Source organism: Labrenzia sp. 5N, assembly GCF_012395805.1.
GTDB lineage: Bacteria > Pseudomonadota > Alphaproteobacteria > Rhizobiales > Stappiaceae > Roseibium > Roseibium algicola.
In genome coordinates this window covers 439,468-458,220 of record NZ_JAAZTM010000020.1, presented here as the reverse complement: position 1 = coordinate 458,220, position 18,753 = coordinate 439,468, and the positions used below count along the sequence as shown (strand labels likewise).

Annotated in this window: 16 protein-coding genes, 2 tRNA genes and 1 riboswitch; of the genes, 10 read left to right on the top strand and 8 right to left on the bottom strand. The window is 57.3% G+C overall.

Features of this window, described 5'->3' with window-relative positions; genetic code table 11:
• Positions 1–75: 75 nt before the first annotated feature.
• A complete protein-coding gene (locus HEP89_RS22625; protein ID WP_168693088.1) occupies positions 76–957 on the bottom strand; it encodes an N-acetylmuramic acid 6-phosphate etherase in 882 nt (293 codons plus the stop codon).
• Between the two features lie 205 nt (positions 958–1,162).
• On the opposite strand from HEP89_RS22625, the gene HEP89_RS22620 reads away from it, so the two are divergent.
• The 3 genes from HEP89_RS22620 to nagA are packed head-to-tail and all read left to right on the top strand — an operon-like array spanning position 1,163 to position 4,121.
• Positions 1,163–1,924: a GntR family transcriptional regulator gene (locus HEP89_RS22620; protein ID WP_022998780.1), complete on the top strand. Its 762-nt coding sequence runs from the start codon at positions 1,163–1,165 to the stop codon at positions 1,922–1,924.
• A gap of 5 nt (positions 1,925–1,929) precedes the next feature.
• Positions 1,930–2,970: an SIS domain-containing protein gene (locus HEP89_RS22615; protein WP_168693087.1), complete on the top strand. Its 1,041-nt coding sequence runs from the start codon at positions 1,930–1,932 to the stop codon at positions 2,968–2,970.
• A complete protein-coding gene (gene nagA, locus HEP89_RS22610; protein ID WP_168693086.1) occupies positions 2,967–4,121 on the top strand; it encodes an N-acetylglucosamine-6-phosphate deacetylase in 1,155 nt (384 codons plus the stop codon). The genes HEP89_RS22615 and nagA overlap by 4 nt, the downstream gene beginning before the upstream one ends.
• Before the next feature lie 66 nt (positions 4,122–4,187).
• Here the strand turns inward: nagA and HEP89_RS22605 are convergent, their stop codons facing one another.
• Both HEP89_RS22605 and HEP89_RS22600 read right to left on the bottom strand, forming a co-directional pair.
• Positions 4,188–5,096: a cupin-like domain-containing protein gene (locus tag HEP89_RS22605; protein ID WP_168693085.1), complete on the bottom strand. Its 909-nt coding sequence runs from the start codon at positions 5,094–5,096 to the stop codon at positions 4,188–4,190.
• 364 nt (positions 5,097–5,460) lie between these two features.
• Positions 5,461–5,536: transfer RNA gene (locus HEP89_RS22600), tRNA-Asn, on the bottom strand.
• Between the two features lie 334 nt (positions 5,537–5,870).
• Positions 5,871–6,089, top strand: a riboswitch (cobalamin riboswitch).
• Between the two features lie 32 nt (positions 6,090–6,121).
• Here HEP89_RS22600 and cobU point away from each other — a divergent pair.
• Genes cobU through HEP89_RS22570 form a run of 6 tightly spaced genes read left to right on the top strand, consistent with a single transcriptional unit; the run spans position 6,122 to position 14,069 of the window.
• The gene (cobU, locus tag HEP89_RS22595; RefSeq protein WP_168693084.1) at positions 6,122–6,673 is read left to right on the top strand and encodes a bifunctional adenosylcobinamide kinase/adenosylcobinamide-phosphate guanylyltransferase; all 552 of its coding nucleotides are present in this window, start codon (positions 6,122–6,124) and stop codon (positions 6,671–6,673) included.
• A complete protein-coding gene (gene cobW, locus HEP89_RS22590; protein WP_168693083.1) occupies positions 6,670–7,794 on the top strand; it encodes a cobalamin biosynthesis protein CobW in 1,125 nt (374 codons plus the stop codon). Before cobU ends, cobW begins: the two co-directional genes overlap by 4 nt.
• A gap of 34 nt (positions 7,795–7,828) precedes the next feature.
• Entirely contained in the window at positions 7,829–11,587 is a 3,759-nt protein-coding gene (cobN, locus tag HEP89_RS22585) for a cobaltochelatase subunit CobN (RefSeq protein ID WP_168693082.1), read from the top strand.
• Positions 11,584–12,222, top strand: a complete 639-nt coding sequence (cobO, locus tag HEP89_RS22580; RefSeq protein ID WP_022998764.1) for a cob(I)yrinic acid a,c-diamide adenosyltransferase — start codon at positions 11,584–11,586, stop codon at positions 12,220–12,222. The genes cobN and cobO overlap by 4 nt, the downstream gene beginning before the upstream one ends.
• Positions 12,223–12,272: 50 nt before the next feature.
• On the top strand, positions 12,273–12,572 hold the full coding sequence (locus tag HEP89_RS22575) for a YrhK family protein (protein WP_168686895.1): 300 nt from the start codon (positions 12,273–12,275) through the stop codon (positions 12,570–12,572).
• 6 nt (positions 12,573–12,578) lie between these two features.
• Positions 12,579–14,069: a cobyric acid synthase gene (locus HEP89_RS22570; protein WP_168693081.1), complete on the top strand. Its 1,491-nt coding sequence runs from the start codon at positions 12,579–12,581 to the stop codon at positions 14,067–14,069.
• Position 14,070: 1 nt separating this feature from the next.
• On the opposite strand, the gene cbiB is transcribed toward HEP89_RS22570, so the two are convergent.
• Together cbiB and cobD are read right to left on the bottom strand one after the other, a co-directional pair.
• On the bottom strand, positions 14,071–15,048 hold the full coding sequence (gene cbiB, locus HEP89_RS22565) for an adenosylcobinamide-phosphate synthase CbiB (protein WP_168693080.1): 978 nt from the start codon (positions 15,046–15,048) through the stop codon (positions 14,071–14,073).
• A gap of 9 nt (positions 15,049–15,057) precedes the next feature.
• On the bottom strand, positions 15,058–16,059 hold the full coding sequence (gene cobD, locus HEP89_RS22560; RefSeq protein WP_022998760.1) for a threonine-phosphate decarboxylase CobD: 1,002 nt from the start codon (positions 16,057–16,059) through the stop codon (positions 15,058–15,060).
• Between the two features lie 324 nt (positions 16,060–16,383).
• On the opposite strand from cobD, the gene HEP89_RS22555 reads away from it, so the two are divergent.
• Positions 16,384–16,626: a hypothetical protein gene (locus HEP89_RS22555; protein ID WP_031268556.1), complete on the top strand. Its 243-nt coding sequence runs from the start codon at positions 16,384–16,386 to the stop codon at positions 16,624–16,626.
• 32 nt (positions 16,627–16,658) lie between these two features.
• Here HEP89_RS22555 and HEP89_RS22550 read toward each other — a convergent pair whose 3' ends face one another.
• The 3 genes from HEP89_RS22550 to HEP89_RS22540 form a co-directional block, all read right to left on the bottom strand.
• Positions 16,659–17,789 carry a carboxylate-amine ligase gene (locus HEP89_RS22550; RefSeq protein ID WP_168693079.1) on the bottom strand — a complete coding sequence of 377 codons (1,131 nt, stop codon included), beginning with the start codon at positions 17,787–17,789 and terminating at the stop codon, positions 16,659–16,661.
• 98 nt (positions 17,790–17,887) lie between these two features.
• Positions 17,888–18,253 (bottom strand): hypothetical protein, encoded by a 366-nt coding sequence (locus HEP89_RS22545; RefSeq protein ID WP_022998757.1) that lies wholly within the window; start codon positions 18,251–18,253, stop codon positions 17,888–17,890.
• A 187-nt stretch (positions 18,254–18,440) separates the two neighbouring features.
• Positions 18,441–18,514: transfer RNA gene (locus HEP89_RS22540), tRNA-Cys, on the bottom strand.
• Positions 18,515–18,753 lie beyond the last annotated feature (239 nt).

Sequence of the window (18,753 nt, the reverse complement as noted above, 5' to 3'; positions counted from 1 at the left end):
AGGCCCGGCCTGCTGTTTGCGGACGAGATTATGTTCGAAAATGTGCCAGATGTCTGTTGGAAGCGCGGGCACGCGTCAAAGGAAAGGACGCAAGTTTCCGCTGTGTTCGTTGAGCGACATTTCGGCGCTTTCCGCGTCGAGGCCTTCTCGAATCATGAGAACCGCAACCTTCACTCTGCCTTGGGCCTGCTGGAGCTTTTCCGCTGCAGTTTCTGCCGTACAGCCCGTCAGATCCTGAAGGATGCGATAAGCGCGCTGGCGCAGTTTTTCATTATCCGCAACCAGGTTGACCATGTGACCACGAACTGCGTGTCCAAGCCTCAGTGCCACCAATGTAGAGATCATGTTGAGTGCAGCTTTTTGGGCGCTTGCCGCCCCGAGACGTGTAGAGCCTGCGATGATTTCGGGAGGTGTTTTCAGGAAGATCGGAAAATCTGCCTGACGGAGGAGGGGAGTGTCAGGATTGTTTGCCAGTGCAACGGTTTTTGTGCCTGCCGCCTGCGCACCTCTGAACGTACCAAGAGTATAAGGAGTTGATCCACTTGCAGAAACTGCAATCAGGATATCTCCTTCTCCAAGGCCTGATTTTCGAAAGTCAGCAAAACCGGCTTCCTCGTCGTCCTCATATGTGCCGGCAAGGTGAAGCAGGTTTGCAGCCCCTCCGGCATAGAGCATGCGCATGCGCTCAACGGGAAAGCCGAACGTTCCCGGCAATTCCAGGCAATCCGCCAGGGCTGTCAGTCCGGCACTGCCGGCACCGGCATAGCCGATTTTTCCACCTGAAACAGTGACTGTCTGAAGTGCTTCGGCGGCTTTTGCAATCTCCGGGATGGCCGTTTCGGTGGCATTCAGCGCATCTTTCTGCCGTTGCAGCAGCAGCGACAGGACGTCTTCATCAGACTTTTTGGACAGGCCAATGGAAATCGGATCGCGGTCTTCGGTCGTCGGCAAATTCATGGTTCAGGAACTCGGAGGCACACCAAGTTTCGTATCGCGGAATTAAGTCTCTCAAGGCAATCACGCGCCTGGAACGTTTCCGTTTGGTGCTCCAGCAGTGGTGATGCAGGTTCGGAAATTGTTTTAACACTTGATTTTCGGTTTCGATAGAGTTTAAATTGGTATCTGAAAGGTATTATTTTCATCTCCTAAGGCGCCCCGTTTCATGACTGACTTCATTTCCTTGCTGGAAAATGGTGACTGGTTGGCGAATTCCAGCGGTCCCCGATACCTGCAGCTGCGGCGGCGCATTCAGCAGGCTATTGACGACGGCGTGCTGAAGGAGAATGAGCCGCTTCCGTCTGAACGCGAGATTGCCTCCATTACGGATCTGTCCCGTGTGACGGTGCGCAAGGCAGTTGCCGGGCTTGTTGAGGATCAGGTCGTTGTCCAGAAGCGCGGCAGCGGATCCTTCGTTGCGCCCAAGGTGCATAAAGTTGAACAGCGCCTTTCCAGCCTGACGTCCTTTTCCGAGGATATGGCACGCCGTGGTCTTTCCGCCAGCAGCGAGTGGCTGCGCCGCGGACTGTTTCCAGCGTCGCCCGAAGAAATGTTCACGCTCGGTCTCACGTCAGGACAGCGCGTTGCCCGTGTCGACAGGCTTCGCAAGGCAGACGGCACCCCGATGGCAATCGAGCGTGCCTCCCTTTCCGAGAGCGTCCTGCCTCACCCGGAGCGGGTCACCACGTCTCTTTATGCCATCCTACGCACGGCCGGCTTGCAGCCTGTTCGCGCTATCCAGCGCATTTCAGCCCGCAATCTTGAGCCTATCGATGCCGACATTCTCGGTGTGCCAGCTGGGTCTGCCGGGCTGAAAATAGAACGTGTGTCCTATCTCGCCTCCGGAAATGTCGTCGAATTCACCCGTTCCGTTTACCGCGGCGATGCATATGACTTCATCGCCGAACTTCAGATTTCGGAAGACTAATCCTGATGATTGAAGCAAGTACCATGGCCACGCCGACGCACATGCGCCGGGAAATCGAAGAAATCCCGAAGGCTGCGCGCCGTCTGTTGGCCGATGGACACCCGTTGATCCGCGACATTGCAAAGAAGGCAGGCGCGCCGGTGTTCCTGGCAAGCGTCGCTCGCGGTTCTTCTGACCACGCCGCAACGTTTCTCAAGTATGCCTCGGAGATCTACCTTGGTCTTGCCATGGCCTCTCTCGGCCCATCCGTTTCCTCGGTTTATGGCGGCAAGGTCAAGCTGGGCCAGGCACTTGTGATTGCAATTTCCCAATCCGGCGCCAGCCCGGACAGTCTCTCGGTTGTGGAAAGTGCAACCGAGCAGGGGGCTTTCACGGTAGGGTTTACCAACACGTCGGGAAGTGAACTGGCAAAGCTTTCCAGCGCCGCGATCGATATTTGCGCAGGTCCTGAGCGTAGCGTCGCGGCGACCAAGACCTTCGTCAATTCCGTCTTGGCGGGCCTGCTGCTTTTGGCGGAAATCGGAGCTGACAAGGAACTGCTCGACGCGTTGGCTGCCTTGCCGGAGCAATTTGAAAAAGCAATCGACAAGGACTGGCGCGCGCTTGCCAAGCCGATCGAGCAGCGGGGTTCGCTTTATGTCATTGGACGCGGACCTGGTCTGGCAATCGCAAATGAAGCTGCGCTGAAATTCAAGGAAACCTGCCAGATCCATGCGGAGGCTTATTCGTCCGCCGAGGTAATGCACGGTCCTGTCTCGATCGTCGAAAACGGATACCCGATCCTGGCACTTGGTGTACGCGATGCAGCCGAAGAGGGACTTGCCCAGGCTGCGGATCGCATGGTGGACCAGGGTGGAAGTGTTTTTGCAACGACCGACAAGGTGGAGCGGGCGGAAAAGCTGGCTTTCCAGGCAACCGGGCATCCATTGACAGATGCCTTGGTGCAGATTGTTTCTTTCTACGCCTTCATCGAATGGTTTGCACGGCAACGCGGTTTCAATCCGGACGTTCCCAAGCACCTGAAGAAAGTCACTCAGACCGTATGACCTCCACAACCGCCTACCTCTGCAGCCGGGTTTTCGATGGCGAGAAAATCCATGCGAATGCTGCCCTGCTTGTCGAAGATGGCAAGGTGGCCGGCCTTCTTTCGGCCGATCAGGTTCCAGTTGGCGTAGAGACTGTCGATCTTGGTGACGGCATTCTCGCACCGGGATTGATCGATCTGCAGGTCAATGGCGGCGGTGGCTTGATGCTGGGGGATGCGGAAACAGTCGACGATATCGAACGTATTTGCGCCGCCCATGTAAGCCTCGGGACAACAGCCCTGACACCGACTTTGATTACGGACACGCCCGACGTGACGCGCAAAGTCGTTGATCTGGGAATTGCCGCATGGTCGCGGGGCGTGAAGGGGTTTCATGGTCTGCATCTCGAAGGGCCGCATCTGTTTGCGGGGCGCAAGGGGGCCCATGACCCGAATCTGATCCGGCCTCTGAACCGCGAAGACATGGCGCTTTACCTGCGCGCGGCGCGGGAATTGCCAAGCCTCATCATGACTGTGGCACCGGAAACGGTGCCGCCAGAACAGATGCGGGAATTGGCTGATGCGGGAATTCACGTCAGTCTTGGCCACAGCGGAGCCACATACCGGCAGTGCAAGACAGCGGCTGAAGCGGGTGCTTCGATGGTCACCCATCTTTTTAACGCCATGAGCCCGTTGCAACACCGCGAACCCGGCCTTGTGGGCGCCGCGCTCGATCTGGGCGCGCTCAACGTGGGCATCATTGCTGATGGTGTCCATGTCGACCCGGTCGCGATGCGGGTTGCGCTCAAGTCAAAGACTGGCCCGGGCAGGATCTTTATCGTTACCGACGCCATGTCCCAGACCGGCACCGATGTTACGTCCTTCTTTCTCGGAGGTCGGGAAATCTTTCGCCGCGATGGCACATTGACCCTCGAAGACGGCACGCTTGCCGGCGCCGATATAGATTTGCCGGCGTCCTTGAAGTTTCTCACCGGTACACTCGAGCTTCCGGTCGAAGCTGCTCTTGCAATGGCGACCAGTGATCCTGCGGACGTTCTCGGGCGCCCGCTCGGTCGTTTCGAAGAAGGCTATCCGGCTGACTTCGTACAGCTTGGCAATGCCTATGAGGTCGAGGGCGTATGGATTGCGGGAGAGCAATTCTCGAATACGTAGCCCGGCATATATGCTGGTGGTCTACATACCGCACCAAACTTGAGGGATTGGCAGCGCGTTCGCCGGTTAGGTCTTGTCGACCTTTTTCAGCGTTGAGCGAACGTTTGGAAGTGTCAGCAGCGTATTCGGTATTTGCAGCAATTCCTTGAAGAACCGGCTGACCAATGCTCCGCGGCTTGGCGTATAGGGCGATGAAATGAACGATTTCAGACCCCAGCCAATACCGCCGACATTTGGAAGGGCGCGGATAGCGGTTTCGTAACAGCGCCGAACCAGCGCGGAATCACTGTTCTTGAATGAATGCAGCAGGCCGCACCGCTCCATGTCACGCTTGAATTCCTTTGAGATGACCGTAGTTTCGCGTTTCGTGAAAGTCCAATTGATGTTGATGTTCTCGTCTTCCTTGGCAACCACCCGGTGGTACCAATGGGGAGGCAGATAGAGAAGATCACCTTCCTCCAGATCGAATTTGAAGAATCGCTTGTTCCGCAGCAATCGCTCTTCGTCTTTCAGTAGAGAGAAGTTGGTGAACGGGTAGCACGGTAACGGTGTTTCGGGCGAAACCAGTACCCATTCCTTACGGCCCTTCACCTGAACTGTAATGACATTCTCGGCGTTGGTATCGTAGTGGAACTCTGTCCGGTTGTTCCTGCTGTTGATCCAGAATCTCCAGGCAACGGAATCTTGCATTATCCGATCGGACGCGAGGATCTCCTTCAGGAAATCCGGCATCTCGATATCTTGTTCGAGTACGGGGGAGCGGCTGAGGAAAAAGACACCTCTGTCGCGGACCTTTGGCAGCGTATGGAGTTCTGCTCGTAATCGGCCGGATTGCCACCTTTCCCGCGCGGGCCAGTTTTTTGCTAGTCCCTTAATCAGCAGGGGCTGTTCCTTCTCGCAGTAGGCTTCAAGAAATTCGGCATAACCTGGTGCTGCGGTTACGGTGGCAATGGTGTGTGTGTTGTCGCCGCTCATAAAAGGTACCACGCATTTGAAGATTTGCGGGTTCAGGGGCGCTGGATCTAGCCGCGATTTTCCATGATGCTCCCTTTGGAGAAATCACGATAGGAGCAACCTGGAGCTTTATCAAGAAGCGCTATTCAACAACGCAGAGCCAATGGAGGCGCGATCTTCGCTATAAACGTAGCCAGGAAATGTTGTTTAGGAAGATGGCGCGGAACGTTACTGCTGCGAAAGACGAGCTCGCGTCAAATGGCTGTCGTTTTTTGAGGCGTGCAGATTGTTGCAAGATCAAACGTGAATAAGATCAACCTGGACACTGAACGGTGTCCCAGCCTTCAGAAATGCAGCATTTGGGAGGATTAAGAAGATGTGGTGATGGCTCCCCAGGCCGGACTCGAACCAGCGACCCAGCGATTAACAGTCGCTTGCTCTACCAACTGAGCTACTGGGGATCACCACGCTCGGGGCCAGCGCGTTGCCGCCCCGTCGATGGAGATGCGTATATCAAAGGCTTGATCCGTTTGCCAAGCCCCCGAGGGCGTTTTTTTCATCAAGCCGTCATTTTTTTGATCTCAGTGTGGAAAACTCGATATATTTCAGATGGCTAGGCGTTCTGCCGTGCTTGGAAAACCCTACGTTTCGCGACGATTGGAACTCCCCGGGCAGGCTAAATCCGCTGTGCCTTTTTCTGACTTTGGCGCAAGAAGGTGTCCGTGTTGACTGCCTGGCCGATTTTCAAGGTTATTCGTCAGCAGCTTTCTGCTGCTTGTGTCGGCCTCAAGATACGTTTAGGAAGAAACCGACGGTTCCGGAAAAGGCCTTGCCTGATCCGGATGAAACGGGAATCCGGTGCGGTCTTTTTCAAGTCCAGATCCGGAGCTGCCCCCGCAACTGTGAGCGGTGAGTGGCTGTACGAAAACCACTGGCGTCCTGATGGGGCCGGGAAGGGGTACAGACCGCGCTGAGCCGCAAGCCAGGAGACCGGCCGTCACATTGTCAACCCTATGGCGCTGTCGGGCGGACGGCTGGGAGAAGGAATGACGCATTCAAACGGCGAGAGGACGACGCTGGTCCTCGGCGGTGCCCGCTCCGGAAAAAGCCGGTTCGCGGAAAAGCTTGTCCATGAAACCGGTCTGCAAAAAATCTATATCGCGACTGGTGCTGCCCACGACGACGAAATGGCCAGCCGGATCGCCGCTCATAAAGATCAACGCGGCCCGTCCTGGCTCACCGTGGAAGAACAGCTCGAACTTGCAGCGGTACTTGAAAACGAATGCAGGCAAGACCGGGTGGTACTTGTTGACTGCCTAACCCTGTGGCTGTCGAACCTGCTGTTTGCAGACAAGGACATCCCCGCCGAAACGGCACGGCTTTGCGCGGTTCTGAAGGATCTTCAGGGGCCGTGCGTTTTCGTTTCCAACGAAGTTGGTATGGGGATCGTGCCGGAGAACCATCTGTCGAGGTCGTTCCGCGATGTGCAGGGACGACTGAACCAGGATATGGCGCATAGGTGCCAACAGGTCGTCTTCGTTGCTGCGGGGCTGCCGATACTTTTGAAACCCACATCACAACCGGATATCAAATTATGACCACTTCATCCCTGCAGCCGGGCGCAAAAATTCCGGCAACGATCGTCACTGGGTTTCTCGGAGCAGGCAAGACCACGCTGATCCGCAATTTGCTTACCAATGCCAATGGCAAACGCATTGCCCTTATTGTCAACGAGTTTGGGGACATGGGCTTCGACGGTTCCCTGGTGAATGGATGCGCTGATCCCGATTGCGCCGCGGAAGAGGTGGTTGAGCTTACCAATGGCTGCATATGTTGCACCGTTGCCGACGATTTCCTGCCAACCATGGAAATGCTGCTCGCGCGGGACAATCCGCCGGAGCATATTGTAATCGAAACCTCTGGCCTGGCTCTGCCACAGCCGCTCGTTCGGGCCTTCTCCTGGCCGAGCGTCAAGCCGAAGGTAACGGTAGATGGTGTTGTCACGGTGCTGGATGCTGCTGCACTCGCAGAAGGCCGGATCGCACTTGATGAAGATGCACTTGCCGCGCAGCGTGCCGCCGACGAGGCTCTTGATCATGACAGTCCTGTTGAAGAACTCTTCCACGACCAATTGCGTTGCGCAGACCTCGTTGTTCTGAACAAGGCTGATCTCGTCTCCGAAGACGCTTTGAAGCAGGTGCATGAGAAGATCGCCGCCGATGTTCGTCCGGCGGTTCACGTGGTGACATCCGAAAAAGGCACGCTTCCGATTGAAGTTCTGCTCGGCAGAGGCTCTGCTGCTGAGGACGATATGGCTGATCGGCACGAGCATCATCACCATCATGATGACCACGACCACGACCATGACCATGACCACGATGATGATCATGATCATCACCATGACGACCATCATCACGATCATCACCATCACGATGATTTTGAAAGTCACGTGCTGGCAGTCTCGTCTTTCGCCAGCCTGAAAGATGCAGAGGCAAAGGTTCTGGAAGCCATGGCGCAAAAAGGCGTCCTGCGTATCAAGGGGGCCGTAAAAATCGAGGGCAAGGCAGCACCTGCAATGGTTCAAGCTGTCGGACCGCGTGTCGAAACCTGGTTCGCCGCCGGCGCCGAGAGCAGCGGCAGATTGGTCGTGATCGGTTTGAAGGGCCTCGACCTGACTGCGGTTCGTGGCCTGCTGGGTGAATTGACGGCTGCTGCCTGACACGCTGGATAGAAGCTGGAAATAAAGACCAAGCATGCACATTCTCGCCAGCCAGACGCGCCGGATCGATGACGGTGGGGACGCGGTCGATCTCGGCCAGTCTCCAGCCGACATTCTGTTCCTGTCCGCTGCAGACACCGAACTGGGAAGCTTTGCCGCTGCGCAATCACGGCTTGGAACAGGCCGGGCAGACCTGCGGCTCGCCAATCTCATGGCCCTGTCGCATCCCTATTCGGTCGATCTTTATGCCGAACAGACCGTCCGTGGGTCTCGGCTGATCGTTCTGCGAATTCTGGGTGGAGTGGAGTACTGGCGCTACGGCCTGGAAAGGTTTGAAGAAGAAGTCCGCGCGAATGGCATCGATCTGATTGTCATTCCAGGCGACGACAAGTGGGACGAAGAACTGACGTCTCGCTCCACCCGATCACCAGCGGAAGTGCATCGCTTCTGGCGATATTGTGTGGAAGGCGGCGCGGAGAATTACGCCAATGCCTTGAGATATGCAACGCACCTGATCGGAAAGGGAGAAGAGCCCGCGCATCCGGTGCCTCTTCCTCGCGCGGGTATCTATCTTGCTGGCAAGGCCGCCCCCGATATAGCGCAACTGAAGGCCTCCTGGCGGGATCCTGAAAGACCTGTTGCAGCGATCACTTTCTACCGTGCTCTGGTGCAAGGTGCCCAAACCGCACCACTGGATGCGTTGATCGCTGCTCTCGACAAAGCCGGCGTAAATGCACTGCCGATCTATGTTTCCAGCCTGAAGGAAGCGGAATCCGTCGCCGTTCTGGAAAGCCTGTTCGATGAGGCACCGCCTGATGTCGTGTTGAACGGTACTGCCTTCGCCGTCTCGAAGGCCGGAGCAGCCCATCAGCCGACACCGCTCGATCGACCCGGCAAGCCCGTGTTGCAGGTCGTCTTTTCGTCTTCCTCCAAAGAGGGCTGGGAAGACAGCGATCAGGGCTTGTCGATACGTGACCTCGCCATGCATGTCGTTTTGCCGGAGATTGACGGCCGGATCTTGACCCGTGCTGTCTCCTTCAAGGAAGAAGGGGTCTTCGATGAGGCCACCCAGTCGACGCCGGTTGCCTTTACGCCTGTTCCGGATCGGATCATGTTTACCGCGGCGCTTGCAGCTGCCTGGGGGAAACTCGGTCGGAAACCGGCTGCAGCCAAGAAGTCGGCCCTTATCCTGGCAAACTATCCGAACCGAGACGGGCGTCTTGCCAACGGTGTAGGGCTCGACACGCCTGCGTCATGCGTTCATTTGCTCAAGGCCATGGCCGCCGCGGGCTATGACGTCGGCAAGGTTCCAGCAAGCTCCGCCGATCTGATGGAAATCCTGACTTCGGGCGTAACCAATGCCCTGGAGGGCCGATCAGGCAAGGAAGAGTATCAGGCCTTGTCGCTTCAGGACTACGAGCGCTCCTTCGACACGTTGCCAGACGTTGTTCGGTCAGCAGTTGTTGATCGTTGGGGAGCACCGTCGGACGATCCTCATGTAACGGATGGCCATTTCCGCCTGGCCCTGCACCGGTTCGGCAATCAGGTGGTCGGTATTCAGCCGGCGCGTGGCTACAACATCGATCCGAAGGAAACCTACCACGATCCGGCATTGGTACCGCCGCACCACTATTTTGCCTTCTACATCTGGCTGCGAGAACAATTCGCTGTCGATGCCGTCATTCACCTCGGCAAACACGGCAATCTGGAATGGCTGCCCGGCAAGGCACTGGCCCTGGCTGAAAGCTGTTTTCCGGAAGCCGTTCTGGGGCCAATTCCGAACATCTACCCTTTCATCGTCAATGATCCAGGCGAGGGGGCGCAGGCCAAGCGACGGACTTCGGCCGTCATCGTCGATCACCTGACACCGCCTTTGGCCCGGGCGGAGAGCCATGGCGTCGCCGAAGAGCTGGAGACGCTGCTTGATGAGTATTATCTGGCGAGCGGCGTTGACCCGCGCCGCCTTAAGGCATTGACGCGGGACATCCTGGACACTGCTGCGCGGCATGGTCTGGACAAGGATATCGGTATTACCGAGACCATGGACGAGGAAACCCGCCTTGCGCGCCTCGACGCTCACTTGTGCGACCTGAAGGAACTGCAGATCAGGGACGGGCTGCATATTCTTGGCGAAAGTCCCGAAGGCGATCTTCTGATGGATCTGCTGGTTGCGTTGGCAAGGGTACCGCGAGGCAACAGGCCGGAACAGCAGAGCCTGCAAAGAGCCATCTCTTCGGACCTCGGTTTTGAAGGATTTGATCCACTGGATTGCGATTTTGCTGCCCCCTGGCAGCAGGGTCGACCGGAGCACCTCGCACATGTTCTGGAGGTTCCCTGGAGATCGCAAGGCGATACCGTTGAACGTATCGAGCTTCTTGCCCACGAAATCGTTGCGGGTAATCGCGGAGTGCCTGAGGCCTGGCAATCGACCCTTGCTGTTCTGGATGATCTAAACCAGGTTCTGCGACCGGCTGTAACCGGCTCCGGACACGCTGAAACAAGCGCAGTGCTGACGGCATTGGAAGGTGGGTTCGTTGCCCCCGGGCCGTCCGGCGCGCCTTCGCGTGGGCGTCCGGATGTGCTGCCCACTGGCCGGAACTTCTACTCCGTCGATGTACGTGCGGTGCCGACCGAAACCGCGTGGCGGCTCGGCTGGCAATCCGCATCTCTCATTGCAGAACGGTACTTCCAGGAAGAAGGCGAATGGCCGAAATCGCTGGTCCTGACATGTTGGGGCACTGCCAACATGCGAACCGGAGGTGACGACATTGCCCAGGCGCTGGCGCTTATAGGGGCGCGTCCAGTGTGGGAGCAGGGTTCGGGTCGTGTCACCGGGTTCAAAATTCTGAAGCTTTCAGAGCTTGGGCGACCGCGTGTCGACGTTACCTTGCGGGTTTCCGGGTTTTTCCGCGATGCCTTCCCGCATCAAATGGATCTTTTTGACAGCGCCGCCCGTGCGGTCGGTGCGCTTGAAGAACCGGACGAAGCCAATCCGATTGCCGCACGAATGCGATCGGAAAGTGCACGGCTTCAGGCTGAAGGGCTGGACAAGAACGAAGCCGAACGCAGGGCCGGGTTCCGTGTCTTTGGCTCAAAACCGGGTGCCTATGGTGCTGGTCTGCAGGCGCTGATCGACGAGAAGCTTTGGGAGGAACGTTCGGATTTTGCCGATGCCTTTCTGACATGGGGTGGTTACGCCTACGGTGGCGGTGCGGAAGGCTCCGTCGCCAGGCACGATCTCGAAACGAGGCTGAAAACCGTGGACGCAGTCCTGCACAATCAGGACAACCGCGAACACGATCTTCTGGACAGTGACGACTATTATCAGTTCGAGGGCGGACTGGCAGCGACTGTCGAAGCACTGAAAGGCGAAGCACCGACGGTCTACCACAACGACCATTCGCGGCCTGAGCGTCCGGTGGTCCGCACCCTTTCGGAAGAGATCGGCCGCGTGGTGCGCGCTCGTGCGGCAAATCCGAAGTGGATCGCAGGTGTCATGCGGCATGGCTACAAGGGCGCGTTCGAGATGGTTGCGACGCTCGACTATCTGTTCGCATTTGCCGCGACCACCCGGGCCGTGGGAGATCACCATTTTGACCAGCTGTATGATGCCTACGTGGATAACCAAGAAGTTCTGGATTTCCTCAAGGACGCCAATCCGGCGGGTCTCAACGAAATGCTGGACCGCTTTCATGAAGCAATTGAACGCGGCCTCTGGACGCCGCGGCGCAATTCGACCCATGCTGCACTGAATGATTTGAAAACAAGACTGGAAGGGACGGACGCATCGTGACCGCCGACAAGGACAAGCCGGAACTGACCGAAGAAGAACTCAATGCCCGCCATGCCGAGAAGATGCGCAAGAAAAAGGCCGCACGTGACAAGATCATGGCGACCAAGACCATCGAAAAGGGATTGCTGATCGTCCACACGGGCAAGGGCAAAGGCAAGTCGACAGCGGGTTTCGGGATGGTGTTCCGTTCTCTCGGTCACGGCCACAAGGTGGGCGTGGTGCAATTCGTAAAGGGGCGGATCGAAACCGGTGAGCGCATGGCGCTGGAACGGTTCTCCGACCTCGTCACGATCAAACGGATGGGTGAGGGGTTCACTTGGGAAACACAGGATCGGCAACGGGATATCGATGCCGCGAACGAAGCCTGGCAAGCCGCCAAGGACATGATCACATCCGGTGAATATCGTCTGATCCTGTGTGACGAACTCAACATCGTTCTGCGCTACGATTATCTGGACATTGCCGAAGTGGTCGATTTCCTTAAGAACGAAAAACCGGACGATGTGCATGTCGTCATCACGGGGCGCAATGCCAAGGACGAGCTGATCGACATTGCAGATCTTGTCACTGACATGACCCAGATAAAACATCCCTTCCGGTCTGGTGTGAAACCACAGGAAGGCATCGAGTTTTAGACCCGGGCACTTGGATCACGAAACCCAGAGGTAATCAAAGGGGATCGAGGATGAGCAAGCTATTCGATCACAGTCTTCGCACGGCCTCGCAGGCGCATGTGGAAACGGTCCGGAAATACGAACTTTACCGAACCGTTGTCGAATTTCTGGCTGCATTGACGTTTCTTGTCGGCAGCGTCTTCTTTTTCTACGACAACCTAATGTACGCAGGAACATGGTTGTTCGTGATCGGATCGGTTCTCTTTGCCGTTCGGCCGACGGTTCGCTTGATGCTGGAACTGCGGCTCGCCAATCTTCCGGTGCCAAGCGAATTTCGGCCATATGGCGCAGCACCATTCGGCAAAGATTGACGTTGCATGGTTGAGACAAAAGCGGTCGGCAAGGTGCCGGCAATCATGGTCCAGGGCACTGGCTCGAATGTTGGCAAAAGCCTGATCGTCGCCGGTCTGTGTCGTCTCTTTGCCAACCGTGGCCTGAACGTGCGCCCCTTCAAGCCGCAGAACATGTCAAACAACGCTGCCGTAACAGCCGACGGCGGCGAAATCGGCAGGGCCCAGGCGCTTCAGGCCATGGGCTGCCGCGTTCCGTTGAGTGTTCACATGAACCCCGTTCTGTTAAAGCCCGAAACCGACACCGGTGCTCAGGTAATCGTGCAGGGCAAGCGACATGGCACGATGCGGGCGCGCGAATATGGAAAGCAGAAAGCAGAATTATTACCGAAGGTTCTGGAGAGTTTTTCGATAAACGCCTCAGGTGTTGATCTGGTGATTGTCGAAGGTGCAGGAAGCCCTGCGGAAATCAACCTCCGCTCTGGAGACATCGCCAACATGGGATTTGCCGAGGCGGCGGATCTGCCGGTGATCCTGTGTGCGGATATAGATCGCGGCGGGGTTATTGCGTCAGTCGTCGGAACTTGTGCGGTGCTGGAAGAAAACGAACGGCAGCGCATCAAGGGCTTCTTCATCAATCGGTTCCGGGGAGACCCGAGCCTGTTCGACGAAGGCTTGCGAGAAATCGAGCGGCGCACCGGATGGCAAGGTCTAGGTGTTGTCCCGTGGTTTGCGGATGCTGCGAAACTTCCGGCTGAAGATGCACTCGGTCTGGCGGACGGATTTGGTGACGGGGGGCTCAAGATCGTCGTTCCCGTGATCTCGCGGATCGCCAACTTCGACGACCTGGATCCGCTCCGGCTTGAACCGGGTGTAACGCTTGAGCTTGTTCAACCCGGCACCCCGTTGCCGGGAGACGCCGATGTTGTGCTTTTGCCCGGGTCGAAGTCCACGATTGGTGATCTCGCCTTTTTCCGCAGACAGGGATGGGACATAGATCTCAAGGCACACCACCGACGGGGCGGGCATATCCTGGGCGTCTGCGGTGGGTATCAGATGCTGGGCAAGATCATCTCGGATCCCGATGGCATCGAGGGATCTCCCGGAACAGTCGAAGGCCTGGGCTATCTGGATGTCGAGACCATACTGACAGCAGACAAATCGACCGTTGCCGCACGCGCGACCCATGTTGCCAGCGGAGCCCCTGTCTCCGGCTACGAAATTCATGTTGGCCGAACGACCGGGCCAGACTGTACCAATCCCATGATGCGCCTTGATGATGGTCGGTCCGATGGTGCGGTCTCAGCGGATGGCCGAGTGTACGGAACCTACATTCACGGCCTGTTCACCGCCGATGCGTTCCGGACGGCATACCTGAATGCCTTCGGCGTGCGCTCAGACATCAGTTATGACAGGGACATGGACAGGATTCTGGATGATCTTGCAGGGCATCTGGACAGCGTCCTCGACGTGGAGGCCATCCTCAAGATCGCACGCGGCGCGGCTGAAAACGCCTGACCTAGAAGGCCAGCAATAGCGCCAGAAATGCGATCAGCAACGCTTCGAGTGCGTAGCAGCCAATGAGGATCCTCAAGGCGCGCGAAATATCTTCTGCCATCGCATCCTTTCGTCCACTCGCATTCAGATACCGGTCATTGACGGTGTAACTAGGATAGATCCGAGGTCCTGCAAGAGCCAGGTTCAATGCGCCTGCCATGGCCGCCTCCGGCCAACCGGCATTTGGTGAGCGGTGCTTGCGGGCGTCGTCCAGAATACAGGCAATGCTCTTGCGGACCGAGCCTCGGGACAAGGGCGCACACAAGGCGATAAACAGCCCTGCCAGGCGCGAGGCGGGCAGATTGACCAGATCGTCGAAACGGGCAGCCGCCCACCCGAAGTCTGCATAAACCTCGTTCTTGTGGCCGATCATGCTGTCGGCAGTGTTCACCGCCTTGTAGACAATCAATCCGGGCAGGCCGAGCACGGCGAACCAGAAGACGGGTGCCACGATACCGTCGGAATAATTCTCGGCGCAGGATTCGATGGCTGCTCGCGAGACACCGGCTTCGTCCAGCCGGTTCGGGTCACGTCCGACAATCATGGAAACCGCCTTGCGGCCACCTTCCAACCCGTCCTTCAACAGGCCATCCCGCACGGCTGCCACGTGACGGTAAAGACTGTTTTGAGCGATAAACACCGCAGCTACGACGGCCTCAAGCACCCTGCCATATGGCAGCCACTTCGCAACTGCCTCAATGATGACACCGGCAAGTCCGGCGCCGGCAAGCAGCGCCAGGAGTGTCAGCACGCCGCCGAGCTTGCGTGTCGCCGGTGCGAATTCCGTTTTGTTGAAATTCCGGTCAAACAGGCCGATCAACTTGCCGATCCAGACAACCGGATGCGGCAGGCGTTGCCACATCCAGTCGGGATCACCGATCAGGGCGTCCAGAAACAGCGCGGCGAGAAGCAGCCAGAGAGCGTGGTCGTAAAGCAGCATCCCGGTCCGTCAGACCTCTTTTAGCGCTTCTGCAAGAGCGTCTGTCAGACGTTTGAGATTTTCCGGTCCACCTGGAAGGCCAAAGCGGATCCAGGTTGGTGCGTAGTCGAAGATCCGCGTCCAGATCCTTCTGCGGGCAAGGGCCTCATGCAAGCCCTTGGGATTGCGCAGGCCGGCAAGCGCATAGAGTGGCGTGCCGCCGAAGACACTGAGACCTGCCTCGGAAAGTGCGACTGTCAGGTCCGCCATGTCTTCGATCAACTGCCTGGTTGTCCGATCCTGCCAGGTGCTGTCACGCAGTGCCCTGGCTCCGATTTCCAGCGCCGGTCCGCTGAGGCTCCAGCTGTCGAGCAGGCCGGACATTCTGGAAATGGCGGTTTTTTCGCCTGCAAGAAAGCCGATCCGCAGTCCCGCAAGACCGAAGAACTTTCCGAAGGACCGCAAAACGACAACGTTTTCGGTTCCGATGTGCGGCAGCAAGGTAGCGCCCGGAACGACATCGGCAAAGGCTTCGTCCACAACCAGATAACCGCCGCGTGCGCTCAGTGTCCGCGCGATTTCGATCAGGCTTTTGACATCTATCAGACGCCCGTCCGGATTGTTCGGATTGACCAGAACCACGATCTTTGCATCAGCGGGAAGGGAGTAGACGCTGGATACTTCGATAGGTGCTCGGCTTTCCCGCGTCCAGGCATCCCTGTGGCTGGTATAGGTGGGCGAGGCGAGAACGACCGGCCCTTCAGGAAGGATGGTCGGAAGAAGCGACAGCAGGACCTGTGTTCCAGGCGCTGCACAGACAGCGAGATTGTCGGGAATGCGATAAGCTTGGCGCGCAGCTGCAATCAGGTGTTCTTCGGCCCCGCGTGCCGGCAGGCTGGTCCAGGTGGACAGCGGCAGGTCGTCAGGCACGGGATAGCTGTATGGATTTATCCCGGTTGATAAATCCAGCCAGTCGTCATGCGTTCCGCCAAAGCGCTCTATCGCAAGGGTCAAATCCCCGCCGTGTTCCATGAAAATGCCTCTTGCAGTTGGCAGGTCGGCCGATCTGCCTTTCGTCACTCATCTAGCCGGTAGGAAGGCCAAAAGTACAGACGGTTCCCGACATGCGTTGCCGCAAGAACGTCCTGCGCATTTGTTCGTCCTGTCCCAAAAGCTGTTATGCGCTGTTGCCTGCCTTTTCAAACATTTATCCGTGTTCGGTACCGCACTTCTATCGTTAGGGTGCAAGGGAGGCGGGTACGGCGCAAGGCGACGCAACTTTGGGCGCATTGACAGATCCGTCAAAGTGCAGAAAAAAGAACAAAAGAAGAACAATGCGCACCGAAGGACGCCCTGATGGCAAAGACCAGCCACCATTCACCATTGCAGGACGTGGAACGCGACGCCCTGCTGGCTCAGCTTGCACTGGCGCGGCAGGCCTTGATCAAGGCGCAGCGCGGCATGCGCCCAAGGTCCGGGCTGTCACGCTCTGCCGCTGCAGTGATTGAGGAAATCGACGAATTTGCCTTTGTGCTGACCGGTTCGACCGAGTTTTTTCACACAGACGCTCACGGAACACCGCCAAGACAACCAGGTTGATCGTGGCGAGAGCCGACCCACGATTGGATTGATCAAAGCCCTCGTTGGGTCTCGGAAATCAACAGGTCGACAATCCTGTCGAGAGTGTCCTGGGGCAGGTGACCGTCTTCAGGAATATCACCAGCCAGTTCCAGCTGGCGTTCTGCGGAGGTGCCCCGGGCGGCGATCTCCCTCAAATGGTTCACGTCGGACACGCAGTCAAAATGAACGGCGTCCGGAAGAATGAGTTCAATCAGTTCCTCGATCATGTCCGGAAAGGCTGCCGTTTCGTTGCGGCCGAAATCGATCAGTTGTGCATTTGTGCCGTGTCGTTGTGCCTGCCAGCGGTTTTCCGCCAGCAGAAATCGTGAATATTGCCGCCAACCCTGATTGGCGCGGCGCAACCTGTAAAGCATGCGGCACAGGCATCTGAAAGTCGCCGCTATGGCGACGGCGTCGTCAAGCAAGGGGCAGACATCGGTAATGCGCATTTCCAGTGTCGGAAACCGGTCGGAGGGGCGCAGGTCCCACCAGATCTTGGTGGCATCTTCGATGACACCGGCGCGAACGAGAATGTCGACCGTGTGCCGATAGTCGAAATAGCTGTCGAACCCGGGTGGCAGGCCGGTCCGCGGCATTTCGTTGAAAACCGATAGGCGATAGGACTTCAGGCCGGTGTTCCGACCACGCCAGAACGGGGATGAAGTGCTGAGTGCGAGCAGGTGCGGCAGGAAATAGGCGAGCTGATTGAACAGCTCGATGCGCAGTTCTTCATCTTCGATACCGACATGAACATGCATTCCGCAGATCACCATGCGCTTGACCACGAGCTGCATTGTCCTGGCGATCTCGTTGTAACGTTCCTTGTCTGTGTGCGGCTGGTCCGTCCAGTCGGCGAACGGGTGGGTTGAAGACGCAATCGGCGCCAGGTCGAAGACTGCCGCCTGGCGCGCAATCGTCTTGCGGAAATAGCCGAGTTCCGTGCGGACTTCCTGCAGACTGGAGCAAACCGGTGTTCCAACCTCGATCTGACATTTCAGAAATTCAGGACTGACCCGTCCTTCGAGGTCGGTTTCGCAGGCCTTGAACAGTTCCGGTGGCGGCGAACTCGCCAACATGCGGGTCGATCTGTCGACGAGGAGATATTCTTCCTCGACGCCAATGCTGAAACTCGGTTCCTTCATGCTAGGCAGCTTCCGTGCTGTTACAGCGTTCGGTCAAGGCAGGATAAATGCGGATGGAGCACGTGAGAAACGATCGTCACCCGCATCCTTGCCAAAAACTACCAGATGTTACCCGCGCCAGGCGTATAGGCAGCACCCATCACCGTGTTCGCCTTGACGATGTCGCACTCAAGAATGCCGGAAAACCTGGCGATGGGAGTGCTTGTCTCGGTCATGCTGGCAGAAACCTTGAATTTGCTGCCGGCCGAGATCTCGACAGTGTCCATGCCCTGGATGAGCACGCTTTTCGGCGCACTGATAATGACATCCTGGTTCTGTAGCGAAATCACGCTTTCCAGATCAGCTATTCGGTTTTCCAGGTCATTGATGCGCTGGCGCAAGGCTTCCACAAGAGCCGCGGTATTGTCGCTCGCGGAAACCGCTTGCGGTGTCTTGCGCGGCCGGGGCGGTTCAACGCGTTTCATGGTTGATGTCGTGATCACTCGCGCCGGTTTGCCTGGCGCTGGCGGACTTCCACCTGGTGTTTTCATGGCACATCCCCTTTTTCAAGGCTTCTGGACAGAAGCTAACATGACGCAAGGGAAAGATGTAGCATCGGCTTCGTTCAGGACAACGAACGCCTGAAAACATGCAATGATCTGAAAAAGTGTCTGGAGGCCCCGACCGGAATCGAACCGGTGTACACGGATTTGCAATCCGCTGCGTCACCACTCCGCCACAGGGCCCCTAGGTGGTGTGCCGCGCCTTATCAAACAGTTGCACGATTTGGTCAAGCCCTGTTTTCAACGTCGTACACATTTCCACCGTTGCCGATTATCGATTTGAGGAAAGCCATGAGTTGCTGCTTATTTTCCGTAGAATCCGGGTGCCATCGCAGGATCTGCTCGCGCGCATACTTGTCAGGCAGCCTTTGCATCGCTAATGAACGTTTCTCAAGAGGCGCCGGTAATCCGGCATGTCAAAG